Source organism: Rhodococcus sp. RCBS9 (genome assembly GCF_029457415.1).
GTDB lineage: Bacteria > Actinomycetota > Actinomycetes > Mycobacteriales > Mycobacteriaceae > Rhodococcus_F > Rhodococcus_F qingshengii.
The window spans coordinates 78,354-96,757 of the sequence record NZ_CP120422.1; the positions used below are offsets into that span (position 1 = coordinate 78,354).

The following is an 18,404-nucleotide window of genomic DNA, read 5'->3' on the forward strand; positions in this document are numbered from 1 at the left end:
TACGAAGGTGTTATGGAAAGCGTCGCCCCGCAGATAACCGTCGTTGTACCCACATACAACGAGCGTGAGAACCTGCCAAAGCTCGTCGATCGCCTCGCCGCGTTGAAGATCCCGAACCTGCACGTCCTCGTGGTGGATGACAACTCCCCCGACGGAACGGGCGAGGTTGCGGACAAGTTGGGTATCGATGGTCCCATCCCGGTCGGAGTGCTTCACCGCACGGTCAAGGACGGTCTCGGCCGTGCTTACGTCGCGGGCATGAGCCGGGCTCTGGCGGAGAACGCAGACATCGTCATTCAGATGGACGCAGATCTCTCGCACCCGTCCGAAGCGATCCCCGCCATGATCGAGATCCTCACCACTACCGATGCGGCAGTCGTTCTCGGCTCCCGCTACGTCGAAGGCGGCGCAGTCGCCGGCGACTGGCCGTGGCACCGCAAGGCCTTGTCCGCCTGGGCGAACTTCTACGTCAACGCCATTCTGCGACTGCACGTCAAGGATGCGACCGCCGGCTTCAAGGCGTGGCATGCAAAGACCTTGCGCGACATCGACGTCGAATCGGTGCAGAGCAACGGCTACGCGTTCCAGGTCGAGATGAACTACCGAGTTGTTCAGCGCGGCATGAAGATCGCCGAAACGCCCATCCGCTTCGAGGAGCGCACCGAAGGCGTCTCCAAGATGAGTCTCTCGGTTCAGTTGGAGTCTGCTCTGGTGCCGTGGAAGCTCAAGTTCGGCAAGAAGTCCCTGTGACCTCGGCGGCCGATCGAAAGTAGTCGGCCGTCTGCGTGTCCGACGGGTAGAACGATTCGATCGCAATCTCTGCGAGCGTGACGTCGCGCGGCGTACCGAACACGGTGGTGGTGCTGAACATCGCCAGTTCGGTATCGCCGACGCGTACACGCAACGGAACCAGCAGGGAATTCGCGCGGTCGTCGTGCCAGTCTCCGCCGCTCGGATAGGCGCGCAGCTCGTCGAGCAACGACGACAGCTGCACATCCGCACTGACCTCCACTTCCCGAGCCAGCCTTGTGAGCAGGTGGGCCCGCCACTGCGCGAGGTTCACGATCCGCGGCGCCATGCCCTCGGGATGCAAGCTCAGACGCAATACGTTCACCGGTGGTTCCAGGAGGAAATCAGCGGCGCCCGCGGTCAAAATTCCCACGGCCTGGTTCCCGGCGACCATCTCCCACTGCTGATCGACCACCACGGCCGGATACGGGTCATGCGCGTCGATGATGCGATCGATGGCCTCACTCACCGCTGACATCGGCGCTTCTGCCAACGACTTCTGCGAGTACTCCGGCGCGTGGCCACTTGCCAGCAGAAGCGTGTTCTGTTGTCGTAGAGGAACATCCAGACATTCGGACAGGTGAAGAATCATGTCCCGGCTCGGCTTGGAGCGGCCGGTTTCGATGAAGCTCAGATGCCTGGTCGACACTCATGCCGCCGCCGAGAGTCCCAACTGAGTGAGCCTTCGCCGCTCCCGCCACCGCTTGAGTTCGGAGCCCACGTCCATCGTCTCGAAGGTCATTCTTTCAAGTTAGCGACCCGAGGTAGCCGAGGCCATGACCTCAGAGGTAATCGACCCGACGCAGTTTCGGAGGAACAGTGGTCTCAGCCGGCGAGGCCGCCGGACATTCACCACCGGAAACTGATCAAGGGAGCGACCATGAGCGACTTCGACGCAATCGCCGACGCCTACATCGACATGTGGAACGAAACCGATACCACCGCCCGTAAAGCACGGGTCGAGCAATTGTTCGCACCCGGCGGTCGCTACACCGATCCGCTCGCGGACGTCACCGGACACGATCAGATCGACGCGATGATCAACGCTGTGCAGCAACAATTTCCGGGCATGCACTTCACCCTCGTCGGACCTGTGGACGCGCATCACCGACAGGCCCGATTCGGTTGGGCTCTCGGCCCGTCGGGGGCCGAGTCACTGATCGACGGATTCGACGTACTCGAACGCGACGACGACGGCCGGGTGACGCTTGTCCTCGGGTTTCTCGACAAGGTGCCTTCGGCCTGAATCGGGACTACCACCGACAGCGTTCGTCACGAAGGTTGTCGGTGGTTCGTGGCATCATCGGTGCCGATGAACGCCGACGGATTTACCTGGTCCACACCGATTCCCGAGTCCGAGGGTGCTGAGTACGACGCTCACACGCTGACCGTCAACGGCCTTCCCACCGTCTATCGAACCGCCAAGACGACGCCGACCAAGCTCGGTCAGTTCGTCACACTGTGGCGCCGTTCCGAGGCCGGGCCCATCCGCCCCTTCGACGCCAGCGACCGCGTGATGCTGTTCGTGGTGAAGGTATACGACGAAGAGCATTCGGGGCACTTCGTCTTTCCCGTCGAAACCCTCGTCGAACACGACATCGTCTCGACGAACTTCTCCGGCGGTAAGCGCGCTGTCCGGGTCTATGCACCCTGGGTTACGCCGACCAGCGCGCAAGCAGTCAGAACTCAGCGCTGGCAGATCCGGCATTTCGGCGAGTTCCCTGATGTACTCAGCTCGACTGTGTTCAGCTCAACTGTGTTCAGCTCAACTGATACGTCGCGATGATGACGCCTGTTGTCGTGGGGACGCTGTCGGTGAGGGTGAACTGAGCGAGCGCAGCTCCGTCGGGGAACAATCTGCGCCCGGTTCCGAGAACCAGCGGATGTATCAGCAGAGTGTAGGTGTCGACGAGACGTCGCTCGGCCAAGGACGTGATCAAGTCGCCGCTGCCCAGAATCACCAGATCCGGGCCCTCACTTTCCTTGAGCGTGGCGACCGCTTCGGCGGCATCACCTTTCAACAAGGTCGAGTTCTTCCACGGCAGCGGTTCACCCAAAGTCCTTGACGCTACGTACTTCTGCGTGTTGTCGAGCACCTCGGTAAACGGATTGTCGGTCTGAAACGGCCAGTACGAGGCGAAGTTTTCGTAAGTTCTGCGACCGAACAGCAACGCCGATTTCTTCGCCATCCCCTCCCCCATCTTCTGCGCCATGACGGAATCGTTGAAGGGTGCTGCCCACCCACCGTGCTCGAATCCGCCACGACGGTCCTCGTCCGGCCCACCGGGCGCCTGCATGACACCGTCGAGAGTCACGCTGTTGGTCACGCTGAGTTTTCTCATAACTTCGATCCTGCGCCTGAAGGACCATCGGGGAAAGAGAAAACGGGCGGTCCTTCTCGATTGAGAAGGACCGCCCGTCAGCTTCGAACGAGAATCAGGAGCCGATCAGCCGTGCGGCCAGGTAGCTTTCCACCTGATCGAGGGCGACGCGTTCCTGCGCCATGGAGTCACGCTCACGCACCGTCACAGCCTGGTCTTCGAGAGTGTCGAAGTCGACCGTGATGCAGAACGGTGTGCCGATCTCGTCCTGGCGACGGTAACGACGACCGATGGCGCCGGCGTCGTCGAACTCGACGTTCCAATTCTGACGCAGCTGCGCTGCAAGATCTTTGGCCTTCGGCGTCAGGTCCGCGTTACGCGAGAGCGGCAGAACGGCAGCCTTGACGGGAGCGAGTCGGCGATCCAGGCGGAGCACTGTGCGCTTGTCGACGCCGCCCTTGGAGTTGGGCGCCTCGTCCTCGGTGTAGGCGTCGACCAGGAAGGCCATCAGCGAACGCGTGAGACCGGCCGCCGGCTCGATGACGTACGGCGTGTACCGCTCGCCCGTCGTCTGGTCGTAGTAGTTCAGCTCGGTGCCCGAGTGCTTGGAGTGCGTCGAGAGATCGAAGTCGGTACGGTTCGCGATACCTTCGAGCTCGCCCCATTCGCTGCCCTGGAAGTGGAAGCGGTACTCGATGTCGGTCGTGCCCTTCGAGTAGTGCGAAAGCTTTTCCGGCGCATGCTCGTACAGACGCAGGTTGTCCTTGTTGATACCGAGGCCGGTGTACCAGTCAAGGCGGTAGTCGATCCAGTACTGATGCCACTGCTCGTCCTCGCCCGGCTTGACGAAGAATTCCATCTCCATCTGCTCGAACTCACGGGTGCGGAAGATGAAGTTGCCGGGGGTGATCTCGTTGCGGAAGCTCTTGCCGATCTGGCCGATGCCGAACGGCGGCTTCTTACGCGAGGTGGTCAGCACGTTGGCGAAGTTCACGAAGATGCCCTGTGCGGTCTCGGGGCGAAGGTAGTGCATGCCCTCTTCGCTCTCGACGGGGCCGAGGTACGTCTTGAGCATCATGTTGAAGTCGCGCGGCTCGGTCCACTGGCCGACGGTGCCGCAATCGGGGCAACCGATGACATCCATCGAGACGTCGTCCGGGTTGTCGAGCTTCTTCTTCTCCGCGTACGCCTCCTGCAGGTGATCCTGACGGTGACGCTTGTGACAGTTGAGGCACTCGACGAGCGGGTCGTTGAAGACACCGACGTGACCGGACGCGACCCACACCTCGCGGGGCAGAATCACCGACGAGTCGAGGCCGACGACGTCCTCGCGGCTGGTGACCATGTTGCGCCACCACTGGCGCTTGATGTTCTCCTTGAGCTCGACACCCAATGGGCCGTAGTCCCATGCGGACTTGGTACCGCCGTAGATCTCACCGCACGGGTAGACCAGGCCTCGCCGCTTGGCGAGATTGACAACGGCTTCGATCTTGGACTTGGGTGCCACTCGATTGCTCTCCATCTGGGTAATAGATGCATGATTTTCGTGCGCTTTTCGCACCATCAGCCTATCTGGCGGCTGCCACGCACTTCCGTCCAAGGTTGACATGCATACTTGTGCATATCAAAATGAAAGTGATTTGCAATAATGTGGTGAGATGGCTATGCCCGGACATCATGATCTACCCCTCGAAGGAGCCTCGCTGTGAGCATTGCGGATACCGGCGATCTCCACAAAAGCCATGATCATTCCGACCTCGGACACACGCACGACCCGTTCGAAGCCGCACCGCCCGCGCCCGTGCCGCCCAAGGAAACCCTGGCGGCCGCCGGCGAAATTCTGCGGGCGCTCGCTGCACCCGTTCGGATCGCGATCGTGCTTCAGTTGCACGAGTCGGAGCGTTGCGTTCACGAACTCGTCGGAGCTCTCGGTGTCACTCAGCCACTCATCAGCCAGCATCTGCGCGTACTCAAAGCAGCGGGCGTCGTCCGCGGCGAGCGCAACGGACGAGAAGTTCTCTATCGACTCGTCGACGATCACCTTGCACACATCGTCGTCGACGCTGTCGCCCACGCCGAAGAAGGATGAGATTCCACCGCATGAACACCCCGGGCAGTACGACCTCGAAACGTGGACCGGCCACAGTCGGCGTTCGTTCCACGAAACAGCGCAGCGCCATCTCCGCCCTGCTCGACGACATCGACGAATTCAAGTCGGCACAGGAATTGCACGACGAACTGCGCAAGCGAGGTGAAGGCATCGGCCTGACCACCGTCTACCGCACGCTGCAGGCACTCTCCGACGCCGGAACCATCGACGTCCTACGCACCGACACAGGTGAGTCCGTCTACCGACGCTGCTCCTCCGGGCACCACCATCACCTGGTGTGCCGCAACTGCGGATTCACCGTCGAGGTCGAGGGCCCGACGGTCGAGCAGTGGTCACAGACCATCGCCGAGGACAACGGTTTCACCGAAGTGAGTCACACCGTCGAGATCTTCGGCACCTGCCGCGACTGCGCCGCCGCCTGAGAGCGTCAGGGAATCAAACCCTGCCGGGCGGTATCGGCACCGGTGAGCGCCAGTAGCAACATCGTGGTCAGTGCCTCGTCGTCCAGTCCGGCGGCAGGGAACGTGTAACGCAGGATGACGTCCGCCAGACTGCCGTGGCCGAACACCGCGATGGAGCCGAATTGGATGGTGCGATTTCGCTCGGCCACCTTGCGATGCAGTGCCGCGCTGACCGGTCGGTCCCATGCGAGAACGCACGTCATGGACAGCACGTCCAGACCCTCGGACAGATTCATCGCCTGGATGGAACACAGCGCGCCGGAGTACTGGAAACCCAGTGATCCGTCGGCAGCCACATCGACCGTCACGAAATGCGCCAGCGAGGCGGCCGCGCGTTCTTGTAGGCGGGCTGCTTCGTCGGTGGTGTCGGTCATGTTCTCCCCTGTCATTTGACGCCACCGAATCTACGGTCACGTGAGGCGTACTCGACGCAGGCGGCCCAAAGGTCGCGGCGGTCGAAATCGGGAAACAGCTTCTCCTGGTACACCATTTCGGCGTAGGCGGATTGCCAGATCAAGAAATTGGACGTCCGCTGTTCCCCCGACGGACGCAGGAAGAGATCGACGTCGGGCATGTCGGGTTCGTCGAGGTACTTGGCAACCGTCGCCTCGGTGATCTTGTCCGGATTGATCTCACCGGCCGCGACACGCTTCGCGATTTCCTTTACCGCATCGGCAATTTCGGCCCGGCCGCCGTAGTTCACACACATGGTCAAGTTCATGACGGTGTTGTTCTTGGTCAGTTCTTCGGCGATCTCGAGTTCCTTGATCACGCTGGCCCACAGGCGTGGCTTACGACCGGCCCAGCGAACACGCACACCCATTTCGTTCATCTCGTCGCGTCGACGGCGGATGACATCACGGTTGAAGCCCATCAGGAATCGAACCTCGTCGGGACTGCGCTTCCAGTTCTCGGTGGAGAAGGCGTAAGCGGAGAGCCACTCGACACCCATCTCGATGCACCCGCAGACGGTGTCCATCAGGACAGCTTCGCCGCGTTCGTGCCCGGCGGTTCGGGGCAGACCGCGCTCCTGCGCCCATCGTCCGTTGCCGTCCATCACCAAAGCGACGTGGCGCGGGATCAGTTCGGTCTGCAGGATCGGCGGGGTCGCCCCGGACGGATGTGGGTCCGGTGGTCGGATCACCCGGTCAGCAGCAGAATCAAGCGGAGTTCGCGGTTCGCGTCGTCGAATCACGTGTTCCATCCTGCCTCACGGGCAAGTCGACCTCGACGGCTGCATGCGGCCTCGAACGCTCGATCAGCGGCAACGTCCGCAATTGGCGCTCGAGATGCCACTGCAGGTGTGCCGCGACCAGTCCGCTGGCTTGCGTCCGCAGCGTCGCGGGCGCCGAATCGGTACCCTCCCACTCCCCTCGGAGCAGGGCTTCCATCAAGTCGAGCACTCCGGGCGACGGCGTCGCAGCACCCGCCGGGCGGCAATAGGTACACACGGCTCCGCCTGCGGCGACATGAAAGGCCCGGTGCGGTCCAGGAGCACTGCAGCGGGCGCACTCTTCGAGGGCAGGCGCCCAACCCGCATAGCCCATGGCTCTCAACAAGAACGCGTCGAGCACGAACTCGACCGGTCGTGCCTGCTCGGCGATCGCACGCAGTGCTCCCACCGTCAATCGCTGAAGCTGCGGGGCCGGCGCGCGTTCCTCGCCGGCCAACCGCTCGGCAGTTTCGAGTACGGCGCAGGCCGTGGTGTACCGGCTGTAGTCGTCGACGATGTCGGTGGCGAATGCGTCGACCGTCTGCACCTGAGTGATGATGTCGAGATTCTTGCCCGGAAGTAGTTGCACGTCGATGTGAGCAAACGGTTCGAGTCTGGCACCGAATTTGGAGGTGGTTCGGCGGACACCTTTGGCCACGGCACGTACCAACCCGAACTGACGGGTGAGCAACGTGACGATGTGGTCGGCTTCGCCCAGTTTGTGCAGGCGCAGCACCACCGCCGTGTCTCGATACAACCTCACTCGACCAGTGTCCCACGTTGTACCGACGACCGATCCCGATGCCGCGCCCGATGACAAGTCGGAAACACGGCAGGTCCGTCCGGATAGACTGGCGCGATGCCGAGCGACGCAATTGTGCAACCTGTCACTGCAGAGTTGACCGGTCGCGAAGCGCGGTGGGAGCGACACAACTCCGAGCGTCAGAAACGGATACTCACCTCGGCGGTCGAACTGATCGAAGAGCGTGCGGCAGGTGCCGAGGTGTCCGTCCAGCAGATCGCCGATCGTGCCGGCCTCGCCAAGTCGGTGGTGTACCGCCAATTCAGCGGCCGAGACGACCTCGATCGACGAGTGCGAGCGTTTGTGCTCGGCCAATTTGCGGCGGCCCTGGATGCTTCGATGAGCATTTCGGTAGGCACTCTCGACCAGATCCTGACCCGAACCATCAGCGCCGTCGCCGAGTGGATCACCGAGCATCCGCGGATTCACGAGTTCATGGGTACCGGCCCCACCGACTACGACGACGAGAGCATCGACGCGATCAGCAGTCTGAAGGCCACAATCGCCGACTCCGCCCGCACCACTATCACCGAAGTCGGTCGATCCGTGGGGATCGACTCCTCACCCTTCGATTCACTACCGTTCGCAGTGGTGACAATGGTCGAGGGCACGCTCACCCACTGGGTCCGAAGCACCGATCCGAAACCGAGCCGCGAAGAGATCGTCGCCGACCTCGCGAAATACACCTGGTACATGTTCGACGGCGTTGCCCGCTCGAGCGGACTACAGATCGATCCCCATGTCGAATTGTCCACGCTCATAGCCGAGCTGGTGTCCTCCGACGGAGGAACTTCGCGGCCGGACTAGATCCGGGTCTTGTCGGAACGCTTCGGCTCGCCGCGGTAGCGGGCGTAGTCGCCGTCGATGCGCAGCTTTCGCCACGCACGCTTCGACACCGGATTCATCAATCCGAGTTCGTCTGCCAGGGCTCGCATTTCGCCGAAGTAGTTACCCAGGATGCGGCGTGAATGCGGGCTCCCCCAGAAGGCGCTCTTCATCACCTCGTCCGGGATTCCGAATTCTTCGGCGAATTCCTTTGGCGGTGACATGATTTCACCCGCAAGCCAACGCATCGCGCCGGGGAAGGCGACCGATGTGATGGCTCGACTCGTACGACTGAGTCTGGGGACGTGATTGCGCAGGAACTCGTGAGCAAACGAGATGTGTCTCGCTTCTTCGGCGATGTGGATCTCCATGGTGCGGAGCATCGCCGGCGGCGTGTCCTTACCCTCACGGATGAGATCCTTCTGGAAGTGGTCGATCGGTTCTTCACCAGCCAGAATGCCGATGAAGAAGATGACCGGGAACTTTGCTCCCAGCACTCCGATGATCGGCGACAGTCGCCGGAACATCGGACGCATACCCGGCACGTCGATGTCCATGCGATTGACGAGTTCCTGGAACATCTGGATGTGATTGCACTCTTCGGTCATCTCGTGCAGGCAGTACCGAAACTCAGGCGACTGGTTGGGTAGCGCCATGATGTATTGCAGCATTCCCCGGATCAAGATGCTCTCGAAGGCCGAACCCACCTTGGTCACGTTCGCCTGACGCCACATTCCCATGGCGATTCGACGCTCCAACGACTGATCCTGGTACCACTGCGTCGCCCCGAGGGGGTCCGACACGGACGAGAGCACCCATCTCGGATCATGCGGATCGATCGCGAACTCTGGTGAATCCCAGTCGATGTCGAGATAGGGATCGAAACTGCGGGCAACTGAGCCCTCGGACAAAGTCTGCAGTACCTGGTGGTACGGCTTTTCCACTTCGATCGACGCTGACCGAGCCATCGGTGTCTCCTCACGGCCAGTCCGTCGATTGCAGTCGACGGACTTGAATGAGGTCAAACATAATGGGACACCGCGTCCCACGCAACCCCCTCGGGGCCTATTTCAGGCCCGACGCAGCGGGATGATCTCGCGAACCTTCTCGTCCCGGAGATACAGTCCCGCCCACATGACGATTCCGGTGTAGACGGCAAACAGGGTCGTGCTCAGCAGAGGCTGTTCAGCTCGAAGGTTGGTCAACACCGCTCCCCCCAGGTAACCGGTGAGCAGAATCGCGCCGAGTATCGACGTTCGCGGAATCACGTACAGCGCAAGGCAGATCAGTTGCACCACCCCAGCCGTCAATGCCAGCGAGTCCGGCAACCCAAGTTCAGCCGACGCATCCTTGACTGTCTGAAGGTTGAGAATGTGGATGATGCCGTCGAAGAGCATGAAAACGACGAACAGCCCACTCAGGACGTATCCGAGCTTGCGAGCCGTGGCCGAAGGTGTCGTCGTCGTGGCGTTACCGGAAACAGTGTGGACGGGCTGGGTGGTCATCGGAATCTCCTGGGGCGAAGGCGAGCGGCCGGTTGCCACTTCGCTTGCAATTACGACTCCCGCGCGATCGAAAACTCATCGCGCCGGCCGTTACAACGCACCCGGCGTTCAGGACGATTCACCTCACGTGGTCTGATGGACGGTGACACGGGGTGCCGAAAAAGTCGGCTGAGATCAGACCCGATGAACCTGACCAGTTAGCACTGGCGGAGGGATGTCGACGTGACCGAACAGCAATTTCAGCGCGCATTGAACCTCGACGAGCAGATCGTTCTGATCACCGGTGGCGCCCGCGGGCTCGGCGCCGCACTGAGCCGAGCATTCTCCCGCTCGGGCGCCCGCGTAATCGTGAACTACAACAAGAGCCGCGATGCCGCCGAGGCCCTGGTCGCCGAACTGGGTGAGGATCGCACCTTCGCAGTCCAGGCGGACGTGACGGACCGCAGTTCCGTCGACCAGTTGTTCTCCGCTGCACGCGAGAGATTCGACGCACCGATCTCGACCGTGGTCGACAATGCACTGGTCGACTTCTCGTTCAACGGCGATGCACGGCCGAACGCGGACACGATCACCTGGGCCGACTTCGACTCTCAACTACGCGGAGCTGTTGCCGGAACACTCAATACCACCCAGGCAGCGCTACCAGGCATGCGCGAACTCGGCTTCGGCCGAATCATCACTGTCGGAACCAATCTGGTCCAGAATCCGGTAGTTCCGTACCACGACTACACCGCTGCCAAGGCCGCACTGTTGGCACTGACACGGACGCTGTCCGCCGACCTCGGTCCGGACGGGATCACAGTCAACATGGTCTCGGGCGGCTTGCTCCGCACCACCGATGCGAGCGCCGCAACACCGGAAGCCGTGTTCGACATGATCGCGGCAAGCACTCCCCTGCGCCGAGTCACCACGCCGGACGAATTTGCCGACGCTGCACTCTTTTTCGCCTCCCCATGGTCGCGGGCCGTGACCGGCCAGAACCTGGTTGTCGACGGCGGACTCGTCAAGAACTGATGGGCGCACAGCTGCGGATAGGTACGTTCCTGCTCGGTTGCGGACATCACAGTGCGGCATGGCGTCATCGCGACTCACCGGTCGAAAGTCTCGGCGACATAACGTATTACGAGTCGCTCGCCCAGATCGCCGAACGCGGCAAGCTGGACGCCGTCTTCTTCGCTGACGGTCACAGTGTTCGCGAACCCGAGTCGGGTGCGTCGTGGTTTCTCGAGCCGATCACCGCATTGACTGCCATGGCACGAGCGACAGCGGACATCGGCCTGGTGACCACCATTTCCACCACTTTCTACACGCCGTTTCACGCGGCGCGACTGTTGGCCTCGCTCGACCACATCAGCGGCGGACGGGCCGGCTGGAACGTCGTGACCTCGATGTTCGACCAGGAGGCGCGCAACCACGGACTCGAGGCGATGCCCGATCACGCATCCCGATACGAACGAGCCGACGAATTTGTCGAAGTGGCCCTCGCATTGTGGGATTCATGGTCGGAAGACGCGCTGATTCTCGACCGGTCGGGGCGTTTTGCCGACGCAAACAGGATTTCTCGAATCGATCACGACGGCAAACATTTTCGGGTGGACGGGCCGTTGACGGTTCCGCGCTCCCCGCAAGGCCGGCCGGTGTTGTTCCAGGCCGGGGCGTCCGAGCAGGGCCGCGATCTGGCGGCGCGTCGCGCCGAGGCAATCTATTCGGTTGCCTACGACTTACCCAGCGCACAGGCCTACTACGCGGACGTGAAATCGAGAATCGAGCGAGCCGGCCGGGATTCGAACTCTGTCGCCGTGATGCCGGGACTGGTCACCTACGTCGGCAGCACCGTCGCCGAGGCCAGGGCGAAGAAGGCCGAACTCGATCTCCTGCTGCCCACCGAACAGTCGATACGCCAACTCTCGTTGTTCACCGGACAGGATTGCGAGAACTGGGATCTCGACGGGCCCGTGCCCCCGTTGCCTTCACTCGAAGCGTTCACCGGGCCGCAGGGACGCTACGCCACTATTTTGCGGATCGTCGAGAAGGACGCACCGACTGTGCGGGAACTCCTCGGGACGCTCGCTGCGGGTGGTGGTCACGCAACGATGATCGGAACACCGGAGTCGATTGCCGACGAGATGGGATCCTGGTTGAACGGCCGCGGTGCCGACGGTTTCAATCTGATGCCGCCGACCTATCCGCAGGGCCTGGAAGATTTTGTCGATCACGTGATTCCAGTGCTGCAGGCGCGTGGGTTGTTCCGTCGCGAATACGAGGGAGCGACTCTGCGAGAAAACCTCACCTAGTCCGGCAGTAGCGGCACCGACAGATCCGGATCGCGTCCCAGGAGCACTCCCCTCGTGAGGGCCGCGGAGCCGAACTTCTTCCGGACACTGTCCATTGCCGAGTCGAGGGCGGCAGTGTCCGGACCCGCGAATCCTGGACCGTCGAAGGGCAATTCGAGTTGTTCGGCGCCGTCCCGATCCAGGTTGGAGACAGCGACGCCGATCAACGTGATGCCCTTGTCCGCGATCATCGGTATCGCTTCGTCCAGCAGCACCATCGAGGCGTTCAGCAATTCCGCTGTGTCGGCGGTGGACCGGCGCAGCGTGTGAGATCGAGTTGCCCGCGTGAAATCCGCGAAGCGGAGCCGGAGCGTGACCGTGCGCCCCGTCCGCTGCGCCGAACGCATGCGTCGACTGACACGGTCGACAAGGGACATCAACGACGCATCGAGTTCTGCGCGGGGATGGGATCCGCGACCCAGCGCATGCTGAGCACCCATCGAACTGCGGCCACGATAGGCGCGGACGGGGCGCGGATCTCGATTGTGTGAGAGTGCGTAGAGATGGCGACCGGCGCCGCCCCCGAGAATCGAGACGATCGAGGATTCGTCGTGCCGAGCGATGTCACCCACCGTCACGATGTCGAAGTTTCGCAGCTTCTGGGCCGTGATCTTGCCGACGCCCCACAGCTTCTCGACCGGCAAGGGATGCAGGAACTCGGTCTCGCCCTCCGGCGGCACTCGCAGCAATCCGTCGGGTTTCGCGAATGCACTGGCGACCTTGGCCAGGAACTTGGTGCGTGCGATTCCGACCGTGATCGGTAGTCCGACCTGCTCGGCCACATCGCGTCTGAGGTTGGCTCCGATCTGCAGCGGGTTTCCCACGATCTTGGCGAGCCCGCCGACCTCGAGAAAGGCCTCGTCTATGGAGATTCCTTCGACCAGCGGCGACGTGTCGTGAAAGACGTCGAACACGTCTTTGCTCGCCTGCGAGTACGCCGACATTCGCGGAGGGACGACTATCGCCTGAGGACACAGTGATCGGGCCTGACCACCGCTCATGGCTGTGCGAACCCCGAACGCCTTGGCCTCGTAGCTTGCCGCCAAGACCACCCCACCACCGACGATGACCGGCCTGCCGGCCAGAGTCGGGTCGTCGCGTTGCTCGACTGATGCGTAGAACGAATCGAGGTCCGCATGCAGGATTGTTGCGTCACCTGTGGACCGACTACCGCCAGAATGATTACCGCCGGAACGAGCACCGCCAGGGCGATTACCTGGCGTTTCTTGATCCAGCGGTTCATGCGACACGAACATATGTTCCCATGCGCCACCGACACAATGAAAGGCCGCAAATAGATTCCATGGAATTAATCACGAATCGGGCGTACGGTGAGAAAATGATTCCACGGAATGCATATCGGTTCGGAGTCTGCTCTTGACCAGATCAGCCCTGAGCAGGCACTTCGACAACCTCGTCCGCTTCGAAACCGAACTGTGGACGGCCGTCGACCAGCGACTCCGAATCGAGCACGACCTGCCACTGAGTCGATTCGAGCCGATGCAGATCATCGACAGGCTCGGCTCCTGTCGGGTCTTCGACATCGCCGAGGCCCTCGCGATCACCGTCGGTGGCACGAGCAAGCTGGTGGATCGAATCGAAGCGGCTGGACACTGCCGTCGAAAATCCAATCCCACCGACAAACGATCCTCACTCATCGAGTTGACTCCCGAGGGCAATGAGCTGTTGCGGCGGGCGAAGGCAACGTTCGACGACGAATTGGAGCGCCGTCTCGGTTCCGTGCTGACGCCCGACGCTCTCGATCGATTCGGCGCCACACTGGCCACGCTGCGTGAAGCCAATCGAAACCTGACACCGACCACGAAGGAAAAAGCATGACCGACACAATGCGCGCAATCGTGCTCGACGCCCCCGGCCCGCCAGAAGCATTGACTATCAAAGTGATTCCGATACCCGTGCCGATTGCGGGCTGGGTACTGGTCCGGGTGAAGGCTTTCGGCCTCAATCGATCCGAACTTCACACCCGCCTCGGCCTCGCCGAAGGCGTGACATTCCCGAGGGTGCTGGGCATCGAGGCCGTCGGCGAAGTGGTGAACTGCCCCGGCGGGGAGCTCACCGAAGGCCGGCAAGTCGCCGCCATGATGGGTGGGATGGGGAGGACGTTCGACGGCGGTTATGCCGAGTACACGTGCGTTCCCGTCAGTCAGGTCGTTCCCTTCTCGAGCGAACTGGACTGGTCGACAGTGGGAGCTGTTCCCGAGATGCTGCAGACGTCCTACGGCTCGCTGACGGTAGGACTGGACGCGAAATCCGGTCAATCCCTGTTGATCCGGGGAGGAACCTCCTCGGTCGGCATGGCAACCGCAGTCCTGGCGAAGCAGTGGGGACTCACTGTCCTTGCGACCACCCGAGATGCGAACAAAGCGTCGTCGTTGACCGCGATCGGGGTTGACCACGTTATCGTCGACGACGGTGCTGTGGCCGGCCAGGTTCGAGACATCCTCCCGGGCGGTGTTGATCTGGCCCTCGAATTGGTCGGAACACCAACACTTCCCGACACGTTGCGCGCGACCCGCGTTCACGGCACCGTGTGTTTCACGGGAATGCTGTCCAACGAGTGGACAGTCAAAGACTTTTATCCGATCGACTACATTCCACGCGGAGTGCGATTGACCTCGTACGGTGGGGACGCGTCCGACCTGCCTGCCGGCGTACTGCAAGACTTCCTCTCCGCTGTGGCGTCAGGCGAGGCGGTGGCACCGATCGACGAGGTGTTCGCGTTCGAGGACATCGCGCGAGCACATGCCAAGATGGAAGCCGGTACGGCACGTGGCAAATTGGTAGTTGTGCTCTGACCTGGCTTCTCACACCACGAATCGATAACCCATTCCTGCCTCGGTGATCAGATGCTTGGGGTTCGCCGGGTCATCCTCGAGCTTCCGACGAAGTTGAGCCAGGTAGACACGCAGATAGTGGGTCTCGGTGTCGTACGCCGGTCCCCACACTTCCCGAAGCAACTCCTTCTGCCCGACCAGCTTTCCGCGGTTGCGCACAAGCATCTCGAGCATGCCCCACTCGGTCGGAGTCAGGTGCACCTGTTCACCGCGCCGACTCACTGTTTTCGCAGCCAAGTCCACCGTGAAGGACGCGGTCTCGACCGACGGTTCCGAAGTGTCCGCCGCGGAGGTTCCCCGCCTCGCCGCAGCGCGCACGCGGGCCAGAAACTCGTCCATCCCGAAGGGTTTGGTGACGTAGTCGTCCGCACCGGCGTCGAGAGCCTCGACCTTGTCCGCGGAATCCGTGCGCGCCGACAGCACGATGACCGGCGCCGTGCACCAGCCACGCAGGCCGGCAAGCACTTCGGTGCCGTCCATGTCGGGCAGTCCGAGATCGAGTACCACGACGTCCGGTGGACGCTCGGCAGCAGCCCGCAAGGCACCGGCGCCCGTCGACGCGGTCACCACCTCGTACCCGCGCACCGAAAGATTGATACGCAGAGCTCGCAGAATCTGCGGTTCGTCGTCCACTACCAGGATTCGACTCATGATCCATTCCCATTCGTACCGGCCGCAGCCAACTCCACGATCATCGTCAATCCCCCACCAGGTGTGTCTGTGGCGCTGACCGTTCCGCCCATCGCATCGACAAACCCGCGCACCACGGAAAGTCCGAGGCCCACTCCGCCGGTGTTGTCGCGATCTCCCATCCGTTGGAACGGCTGGAACATCGTTTCGGCCTCACCTCGCGGAACACCTGGGCCCGTATCGGCAACACTGATCACCACACGATCACCGAGTTGCGCCGCCCCGACGCGCACCGGGGTTTCTCCCCCGTAGCGCAGAGCGTTGTCGACGATGTTCGCAATCACCCGCTCGAGCAGACCTTGATCTGCTTGCACTGCAACGGTACCCACGTCGACGACTACACTTCGAGCCCGCGAATCCGAGCGTCCACCGATGCCGAGGCCCAGCAACGCGCGGTGAACCACCTCGTCCAGATACACCGGCCGGAGCGTGGGTTTCACCACCCCGGCGGCAAGGCGGGACGAGTCGAGCAAGTTCCCGACCAGTGCCGTCAACTGATCCGCCGACTCCTCGATGGTTGCCAACAATTCAGCGGTGTCTTCGGGCGAGAACTCGATGTCGTCGCTGCGCAGACTCGACACCGCCGCCTTCACTCCGGCGAGAGGCGTTCGCAGGTCATGGCTTACCGCTGACAGCAGGGCTCGACGCAGTTGATCAGCCTCGGTGAGCGCGGCAGCCTTGCTCGCCTCGACTGTCAGTTTCTCCTGGCGGATCATCCCAACTGCTTGGTGAGCCACCACCGTCAGCACTCGTCGATCCCGCGCACTCAGGTCGGGCCCAGCCAACAACAGCGCGTATTCCCCGTCGTTGACCTCACAGACCGTATCCGCTTCGTCGTCCGTGGTCGGCGGCTGCGTACCCACGGCGGCGATGACTCCGTCGTCGTGATGAATGACGGAAACCCCTCGCTGGCGATAGATTTCGAGTGCCTTCGCCAGAAGTGTCGACAGATCCGCTCCGCGGAGAACTGATCCCGCGAACAGTGTGAGCAGTTCGGCTTCCTCGGATGCGCGCTTCGCCTCGCGGGCGCGCTTTGCTGCGGCGTCGACCAGAACGGCAACTGCCACAGCCACGATCAACAGCACGACAGTGGTGATGAAGTTGTCAGGTTCGGCGATGGTGAAGCTGTACCGCGGATCGGTGAAGAAGTAATTGAGCAGCAGTCCCGAGATCAGGGCCGACAATATCGCCGGGCCGACGCCGCCGAGGAGGGCGACCAGAACGACCACGACGAAGAACAGCGCGTTCTCGCCGTTGACCCCGGAGATTCGGTCGACGAGACCCATGATCGCGGCCGCGAGCGAAGGCACGACGATCGCCGCAATCCACGACAGGACCCGGCGCTCCGAGCGCCCCAGCACCGAAATGCGTCGTCGCGCCGTCGCTTCCTCGTGCGTGACCATGTGAACGTCGATACCACCGGACTGCTGAACCACCGCAGCGCCGATCCCCTCGTCGAGGATGCGAGCCAGGCGGGAACGCCGCGACGTTCCCAGCACCAACTGTGTGGCGTTCTCCTCACGCGCGAACTCGAGGAGCGTCGACGGTACGTCGTCACCGACAACAGTGTGAAGCGTGGCGCCGACTCCGACAGCCAACGCGCGCACCTTGCCCATCTCGGGGGCCGAGACTCCGGTGAGTCCGTCACCGCGTACGACGTGGACCACCATCAGCTCGGCGCTCGACTTCGACGCGATTCGAGATGCGCGTCGTACCAGGGTTTCCGACTCCGGTCCCCCGGTCACGGCAACGACGACACGCTCGCGCGCTTCCCAGGTATCGGTGATCTTGTTCTCGGCCCGGTATTTCGCCAGTGCGGCGTCCACCTGATCGGCCACCCACAGCAGAGCCAGTTCGCGTAGCGCCGTGAGGTTTCCGCGTCTGAAGTAATTGCCCAAGGCCGCATCGACCCGTTCCGGTGAATACACGTTTCCGTGAGAAAGTCTGCGGCGCAGCGCCTCCGGGGTGATGTCGACCAGCTCGACCTGCGCCGCACTACGCACTACCGCGTCCGGAACCGTCTCCTGCTGAACCACGCCGGTGATGTGCGCGACAACGTCGTTGAGGCTTTCGAGGTGTTGCACGTTGACCGTGGACAGAACGTCGATCCCGGCTTCGAGCAGTTCCTGTACGTCCTGCCAGCGCTTGTGATTCTTGCTCCCTGGCGTGTTGGTATGTGCCAACTCGTCCACCAGGACAAGGGCCGGACGCCGAGCCAACACGGCCTCGACGTCCAGTTCCGGCATCCGTGTTCCGCGATAATCCACCAGCTTGGGCGGCACTATTTCGAGGTCTCCGATCTGCGCCGCGGTGCGGGCGCGGCCGTGTGTCTCCACGACGGCCGCGACCACGTCACAGCCACGATCTCGACGCCGATGAGCCTCACCGAGCATCGCGAAGGTCTTTCCGACGCCGGGCGCAGCGCCGAGGTAGATACGCAATTCACCACGTTTGCGTGCCCTACCGAAAGATTGACCGACCTTCTCCGAAGAACTCACGT

The 18,404-nt window shown here is 62.3% G+C and carries 21 protein-coding genes and 1 riboswitch; of the genes, 10 read left to right on the forward strand and 11 right to left on the reverse strand.

The genetic code is table 11. The features are described 5' to 3' along the window. Nucleotides 1-12 precede the first annotated feature (12 nt). A complete protein-coding gene (locus P0M12_RS00475; RefSeq protein WP_003944487.1) occupies nucleotides 13-750 on the forward strand; it encodes a polyprenol monophosphomannose synthase in 738 nt (245 codons plus the stop codon). Here P0M12_RS00475 and P0M12_RS00480 read toward each other — a convergent pair. After that, complete coding sequence (locus P0M12_RS00480; RefSeq protein ID WP_277377338.1) at nucleotides 725-1,438, reverse strand: helix-turn-helix transcriptional regulator; 714 nt, start codon at nucleotides 1,436-1,438, stop codon at nucleotides 725-727. The genes P0M12_RS00475 and P0M12_RS00480 overlap by 26 nt on opposite strands. Before the next feature lie 231 nt (nucleotides 1,439-1,669). On the opposite strand from P0M12_RS00480, the gene P0M12_RS00485 reads away from it, so the two are divergent. Beyond that, a complete protein-coding gene (locus P0M12_RS00485) occupies nucleotides 1,670-2,035 on the forward strand; it encodes a nuclear transport factor 2 family protein (protein WP_054781579.1) in 366 nt (121 codons plus the stop codon). Between the two features lie 48 nt (nucleotides 2,036-2,083). Further along, nucleotides 2,084-2,575: a MepB family protein gene (locus P0M12_RS00490; protein WP_054781578.1), complete on the forward strand. Its 492-nt coding sequence runs from the start codon at nucleotides 2,084-2,086 to the stop codon at nucleotides 2,573-2,575. On the opposite strand, the gene P0M12_RS00495 is transcribed toward P0M12_RS00490, so the two are convergent. Continuing rightward, nucleotides 2,550-3,131, reverse strand: coding sequence for a dihydrofolate reductase family protein (locus P0M12_RS00495; RefSeq protein ID WP_064074761.1), 582 nt, complete (start codon nucleotides 3,129-3,131; stop codon nucleotides 2,550-2,552). The genes P0M12_RS00490 and P0M12_RS00495 overlap by 26 nt on opposite strands. 94 nt (nucleotides 3,132-3,225) lie before the next feature. Continuing rightward, entirely contained in the window at nucleotides 3,226-4,617 is a 1,392-nt protein-coding gene (locus P0M12_RS00500; RefSeq protein WP_003944491.1) for a glycine--tRNA ligase, read from the reverse strand. A 294-nt stretch (nucleotides 4,618-4,911) separates the two neighbouring features. Here P0M12_RS00500 and P0M12_RS00505 point away from each other — a divergent pair, with 294 nt between their 5' ends. After that, a complete protein-coding gene (locus P0M12_RS00505; protein WP_223257795.1) occupies nucleotides 4,912-5,199 on the forward strand; it encodes a metalloregulator ArsR/SmtB family transcription factor in 288 nt (95 codons plus the stop codon). Nucleotides 5,200-5,210: 11 nt separating this feature from the next. Next, nucleotides 5,211-5,642, forward strand: a complete 432-nt coding sequence (locus P0M12_RS00510; RefSeq protein ID WP_003944514.1) for a Fur family transcriptional regulator — start codon at nucleotides 5,211-5,213, stop codon at nucleotides 5,640-5,642. A gap of 5 nt (nucleotides 5,643-5,647) precedes the next feature. On the opposite strand, the gene P0M12_RS00515 is transcribed toward P0M12_RS00510, so the two are convergent. From P0M12_RS00515 to recO, 3 genes are read right to left on the reverse strand one after another with little or no spacing between them, the layout of a single operon-like run. Next, nucleotides 5,648-6,070: a YbjN domain-containing protein gene (locus tag P0M12_RS00515; protein WP_019749000.1), complete on the reverse strand. Its 423-nt coding sequence runs from the start codon at nucleotides 6,068-6,070 to the stop codon at nucleotides 5,648-5,650. Further along, the gene (locus P0M12_RS00520) at nucleotides 6,067-6,885 is read right to left on the reverse strand and encodes an isoprenyl transferase (protein WP_003944543.1); all 819 of its coding nucleotides are present in this window, start codon (nucleotides 6,883-6,885) and stop codon (nucleotides 6,067-6,069) included. Before P0M12_RS00520 ends, P0M12_RS00515 begins: the two co-directional genes overlap by 4 nt. Further along, complete coding sequence (gene recO / locus P0M12_RS00525) at nucleotides 6,842-7,657, reverse strand: DNA repair protein RecO (protein ID WP_029255636.1); 816 nt, start codon at nucleotides 7,655-7,657, stop codon at nucleotides 6,842-6,844. Before recO ends, P0M12_RS00520 begins: the two co-directional genes overlap by 44 nt. 96 nt (nucleotides 7,658-7,753) lie before the next feature. Here recO and P0M12_RS00530 point away from each other — a divergent pair, with 96 nt between their 5' ends. Next, nucleotides 7,754-8,503, forward strand: a complete 750-nt coding sequence (locus P0M12_RS00530) for a TetR/AcrR family transcriptional regulator (protein WP_003944575.1) — start codon at nucleotides 7,754-7,756, stop codon at nucleotides 8,501-8,503. Here the strand turns inward: P0M12_RS00530 and P0M12_RS00535 are convergent. Continuing rightward, entirely contained in the window at nucleotides 8,500-9,489 is a 990-nt protein-coding gene (locus tag P0M12_RS00535; protein WP_003944493.1) for a diiron oxygenase, read from the reverse strand. The two genes, P0M12_RS00530 and P0M12_RS00535, sit on opposite strands and share 4 nt — an antisense overlap. Before the next feature lie 102 nt (nucleotides 9,490-9,591). Then, nucleotides 9,592-10,026 (reverse strand): DoxX family protein, encoded by a 435-nt coding sequence (locus P0M12_RS00540; protein WP_054781580.1) that lies wholly within the window; start codon nucleotides 10,024-10,026, stop codon nucleotides 9,592-9,594. 138 nt (nucleotides 10,027-10,164) lie between these two features. Next, a riboswitch (TPP riboswitch) is annotated at nucleotides 10,165-10,258 on the forward strand. Between the two features lie 17 nt (nucleotides 10,259-10,275). Between P0M12_RS00540 and P0M12_RS00545 the strand changes: the two genes are divergently transcribed. Both P0M12_RS00545 and P0M12_RS00550 read left to right on the forward strand, forming a co-directional pair. After that, nucleotides 10,276-11,040 carry a 3-oxoacyl-ACP reductase gene (locus P0M12_RS00545; protein ID WP_046379952.1) on the forward strand — a complete coding sequence of 255 codons (765 nt, stop codon included), beginning with the start codon at nucleotides 10,276-10,278 and terminating at the stop codon, nucleotides 11,038-11,040. Continuing rightward, nucleotides 11,040-12,320 (forward strand): LLM class flavin-dependent oxidoreductase, encoded by a 1,281-nt coding sequence (locus P0M12_RS00550; RefSeq protein WP_162113807.1) that lies wholly within the window; start codon nucleotides 11,040-11,042, stop codon nucleotides 12,318-12,320. Before P0M12_RS00545 ends, P0M12_RS00550 begins: the two co-directional genes overlap by 1 nt. Here the strand turns inward: P0M12_RS00550 and dinB are convergent. Further along, entirely contained in the window at nucleotides 12,317-13,615 is a 1,299-nt protein-coding gene (dinB, locus tag P0M12_RS00555) for a DNA polymerase IV (RefSeq protein WP_277377342.1), read from the reverse strand. The genes P0M12_RS00550 and dinB overlap by 4 nt on opposite strands. A gap of 121 nt (nucleotides 13,616-13,736) precedes the next feature. Here dinB and P0M12_RS00560 point away from each other — a divergent pair, with 121 nt between their 5' ends. Both P0M12_RS00560 and P0M12_RS00565 read left to right on the forward strand, forming a co-directional pair. Next, the gene (locus P0M12_RS00560; RefSeq protein WP_030536603.1) at nucleotides 13,737-14,198 is read left to right on the forward strand and encodes a MarR family transcriptional regulator; all 462 of its coding nucleotides are present in this window, start codon (nucleotides 13,737-13,739) and stop codon (nucleotides 14,196-14,198) included. After that, entirely contained in the window at nucleotides 14,195-15,175 is a 981-nt protein-coding gene (locus P0M12_RS00565) for a zinc-binding alcohol dehydrogenase family protein (RefSeq protein ID WP_054781575.1), read from the forward strand. The genes P0M12_RS00560 and P0M12_RS00565 overlap by 4 nt, the downstream gene beginning before the upstream one ends. A gap of 9 nt (nucleotides 15,176-15,184) precedes the next feature. Here the strand turns inward: P0M12_RS00565 and P0M12_RS00570 are convergent, their stop codons facing one another. Then, the gene (locus tag P0M12_RS00570; protein WP_003944545.1) at nucleotides 15,185-15,865 is read right to left on the reverse strand and encodes a response regulator; all 681 of its coding nucleotides are present in this window, start codon (nucleotides 15,863-15,865) and stop codon (nucleotides 15,185-15,187) included. Then, entirely contained in the window at nucleotides 15,862-18,402 is a 2,541-nt protein-coding gene (locus P0M12_RS00575; protein WP_058039501.1) for a sensor histidine kinase KdpD, read from the reverse strand. The genes P0M12_RS00570 and P0M12_RS00575 overlap by 4 nt, the downstream gene beginning before the upstream one ends. Between the last annotated feature and the right edge of the window lie 2 nt (nucleotides 18,403-18,404).

Bases quoted from the DNA above. Each gene is read 5' to 3' on its own strand.
- P0M12_RS00530 (WP_003944575.1), top strand. From the start codon at position 7,754: ATGCCGAGCGACGCAATTGTGCAACCTGTCACTGCAGAGTTGACCGGT.
- P0M12_RS00565 (WP_054781575.1), top strand. From the start codon at position 14,195: ATGACCGACACAATGCGCGCAATCGTGCTCGACGCCCCCGGCCCGCCA.
- P0M12_RS00495 (WP_064074761.1), bottom strand. From the start codon at position 3,131: ATGAGAAAACTCAGCGTGACCAACAGCGTGACTCTCGACGGTGTCATG.
- P0M12_RS00550 (WP_162113807.1), top strand. From the start codon at position 11,040: ATGGGCGCACAGCTGCGGATAGGTACGTTCCTGCTCGGTTGCGGACAT.
- P0M12_RS00475 (WP_003944487.1), top strand. From the start codon at position 13: ATGGAAAGCGTCGCCCCGCAGATAACCGTCGTTGTACCCACATACAAC.
- P0M12_RS00570 (WP_003944545.1), bottom strand. From the start codon at position 15,865: ATGAGTCGAATCCTGGTAGTGGACGACGAACCGCAGATTCTGCGAGCT.
- P0M12_RS00485 (WP_054781579.1), top strand. From the start codon at position 1,670: ATGAGCGACTTCGACGCAATCGCCGACGCCTACATCGACATGTGGAAC.
- P0M12_RS00520 (WP_003944543.1), bottom strand. From the start codon at position 6,885: ATGGAACACGTGATTCGACGACGCGAACCGCGAACTCCGCTTGATTCT.
- dinB (WP_277377342.1), bottom strand. From the start codon at position 13,615: ATGTTCGTGTCGCATGAACCGCTGGATCAAGAAACGCCAGGTAATCGC.
- P0M12_RS00540 (WP_054781580.1), bottom strand. From the start codon at position 10,026: ATGACCACCCAGCCCGTCCACACTGTTTCCGGTAACGCCACGACGACG.
- P0M12_RS00535 (WP_003944493.1), bottom strand. From the start codon at position 9,489: ATGGCTCGGTCAGCGTCGATCGAAGTGGAAAAGCCGTACCACCAGGTA.
- P0M12_RS00515 (WP_019749000.1), bottom strand. From the start codon at position 6,070: ATGACAGGGGAGAACATGACCGACACCACCGACGAAGCAGCCCGCCTA.
- P0M12_RS00510 (WP_003944514.1), top strand. From the start codon at position 5,211: ATGAACACCCCGGGCAGTACGACCTCGAAACGTGGACCGGCCACAGTC.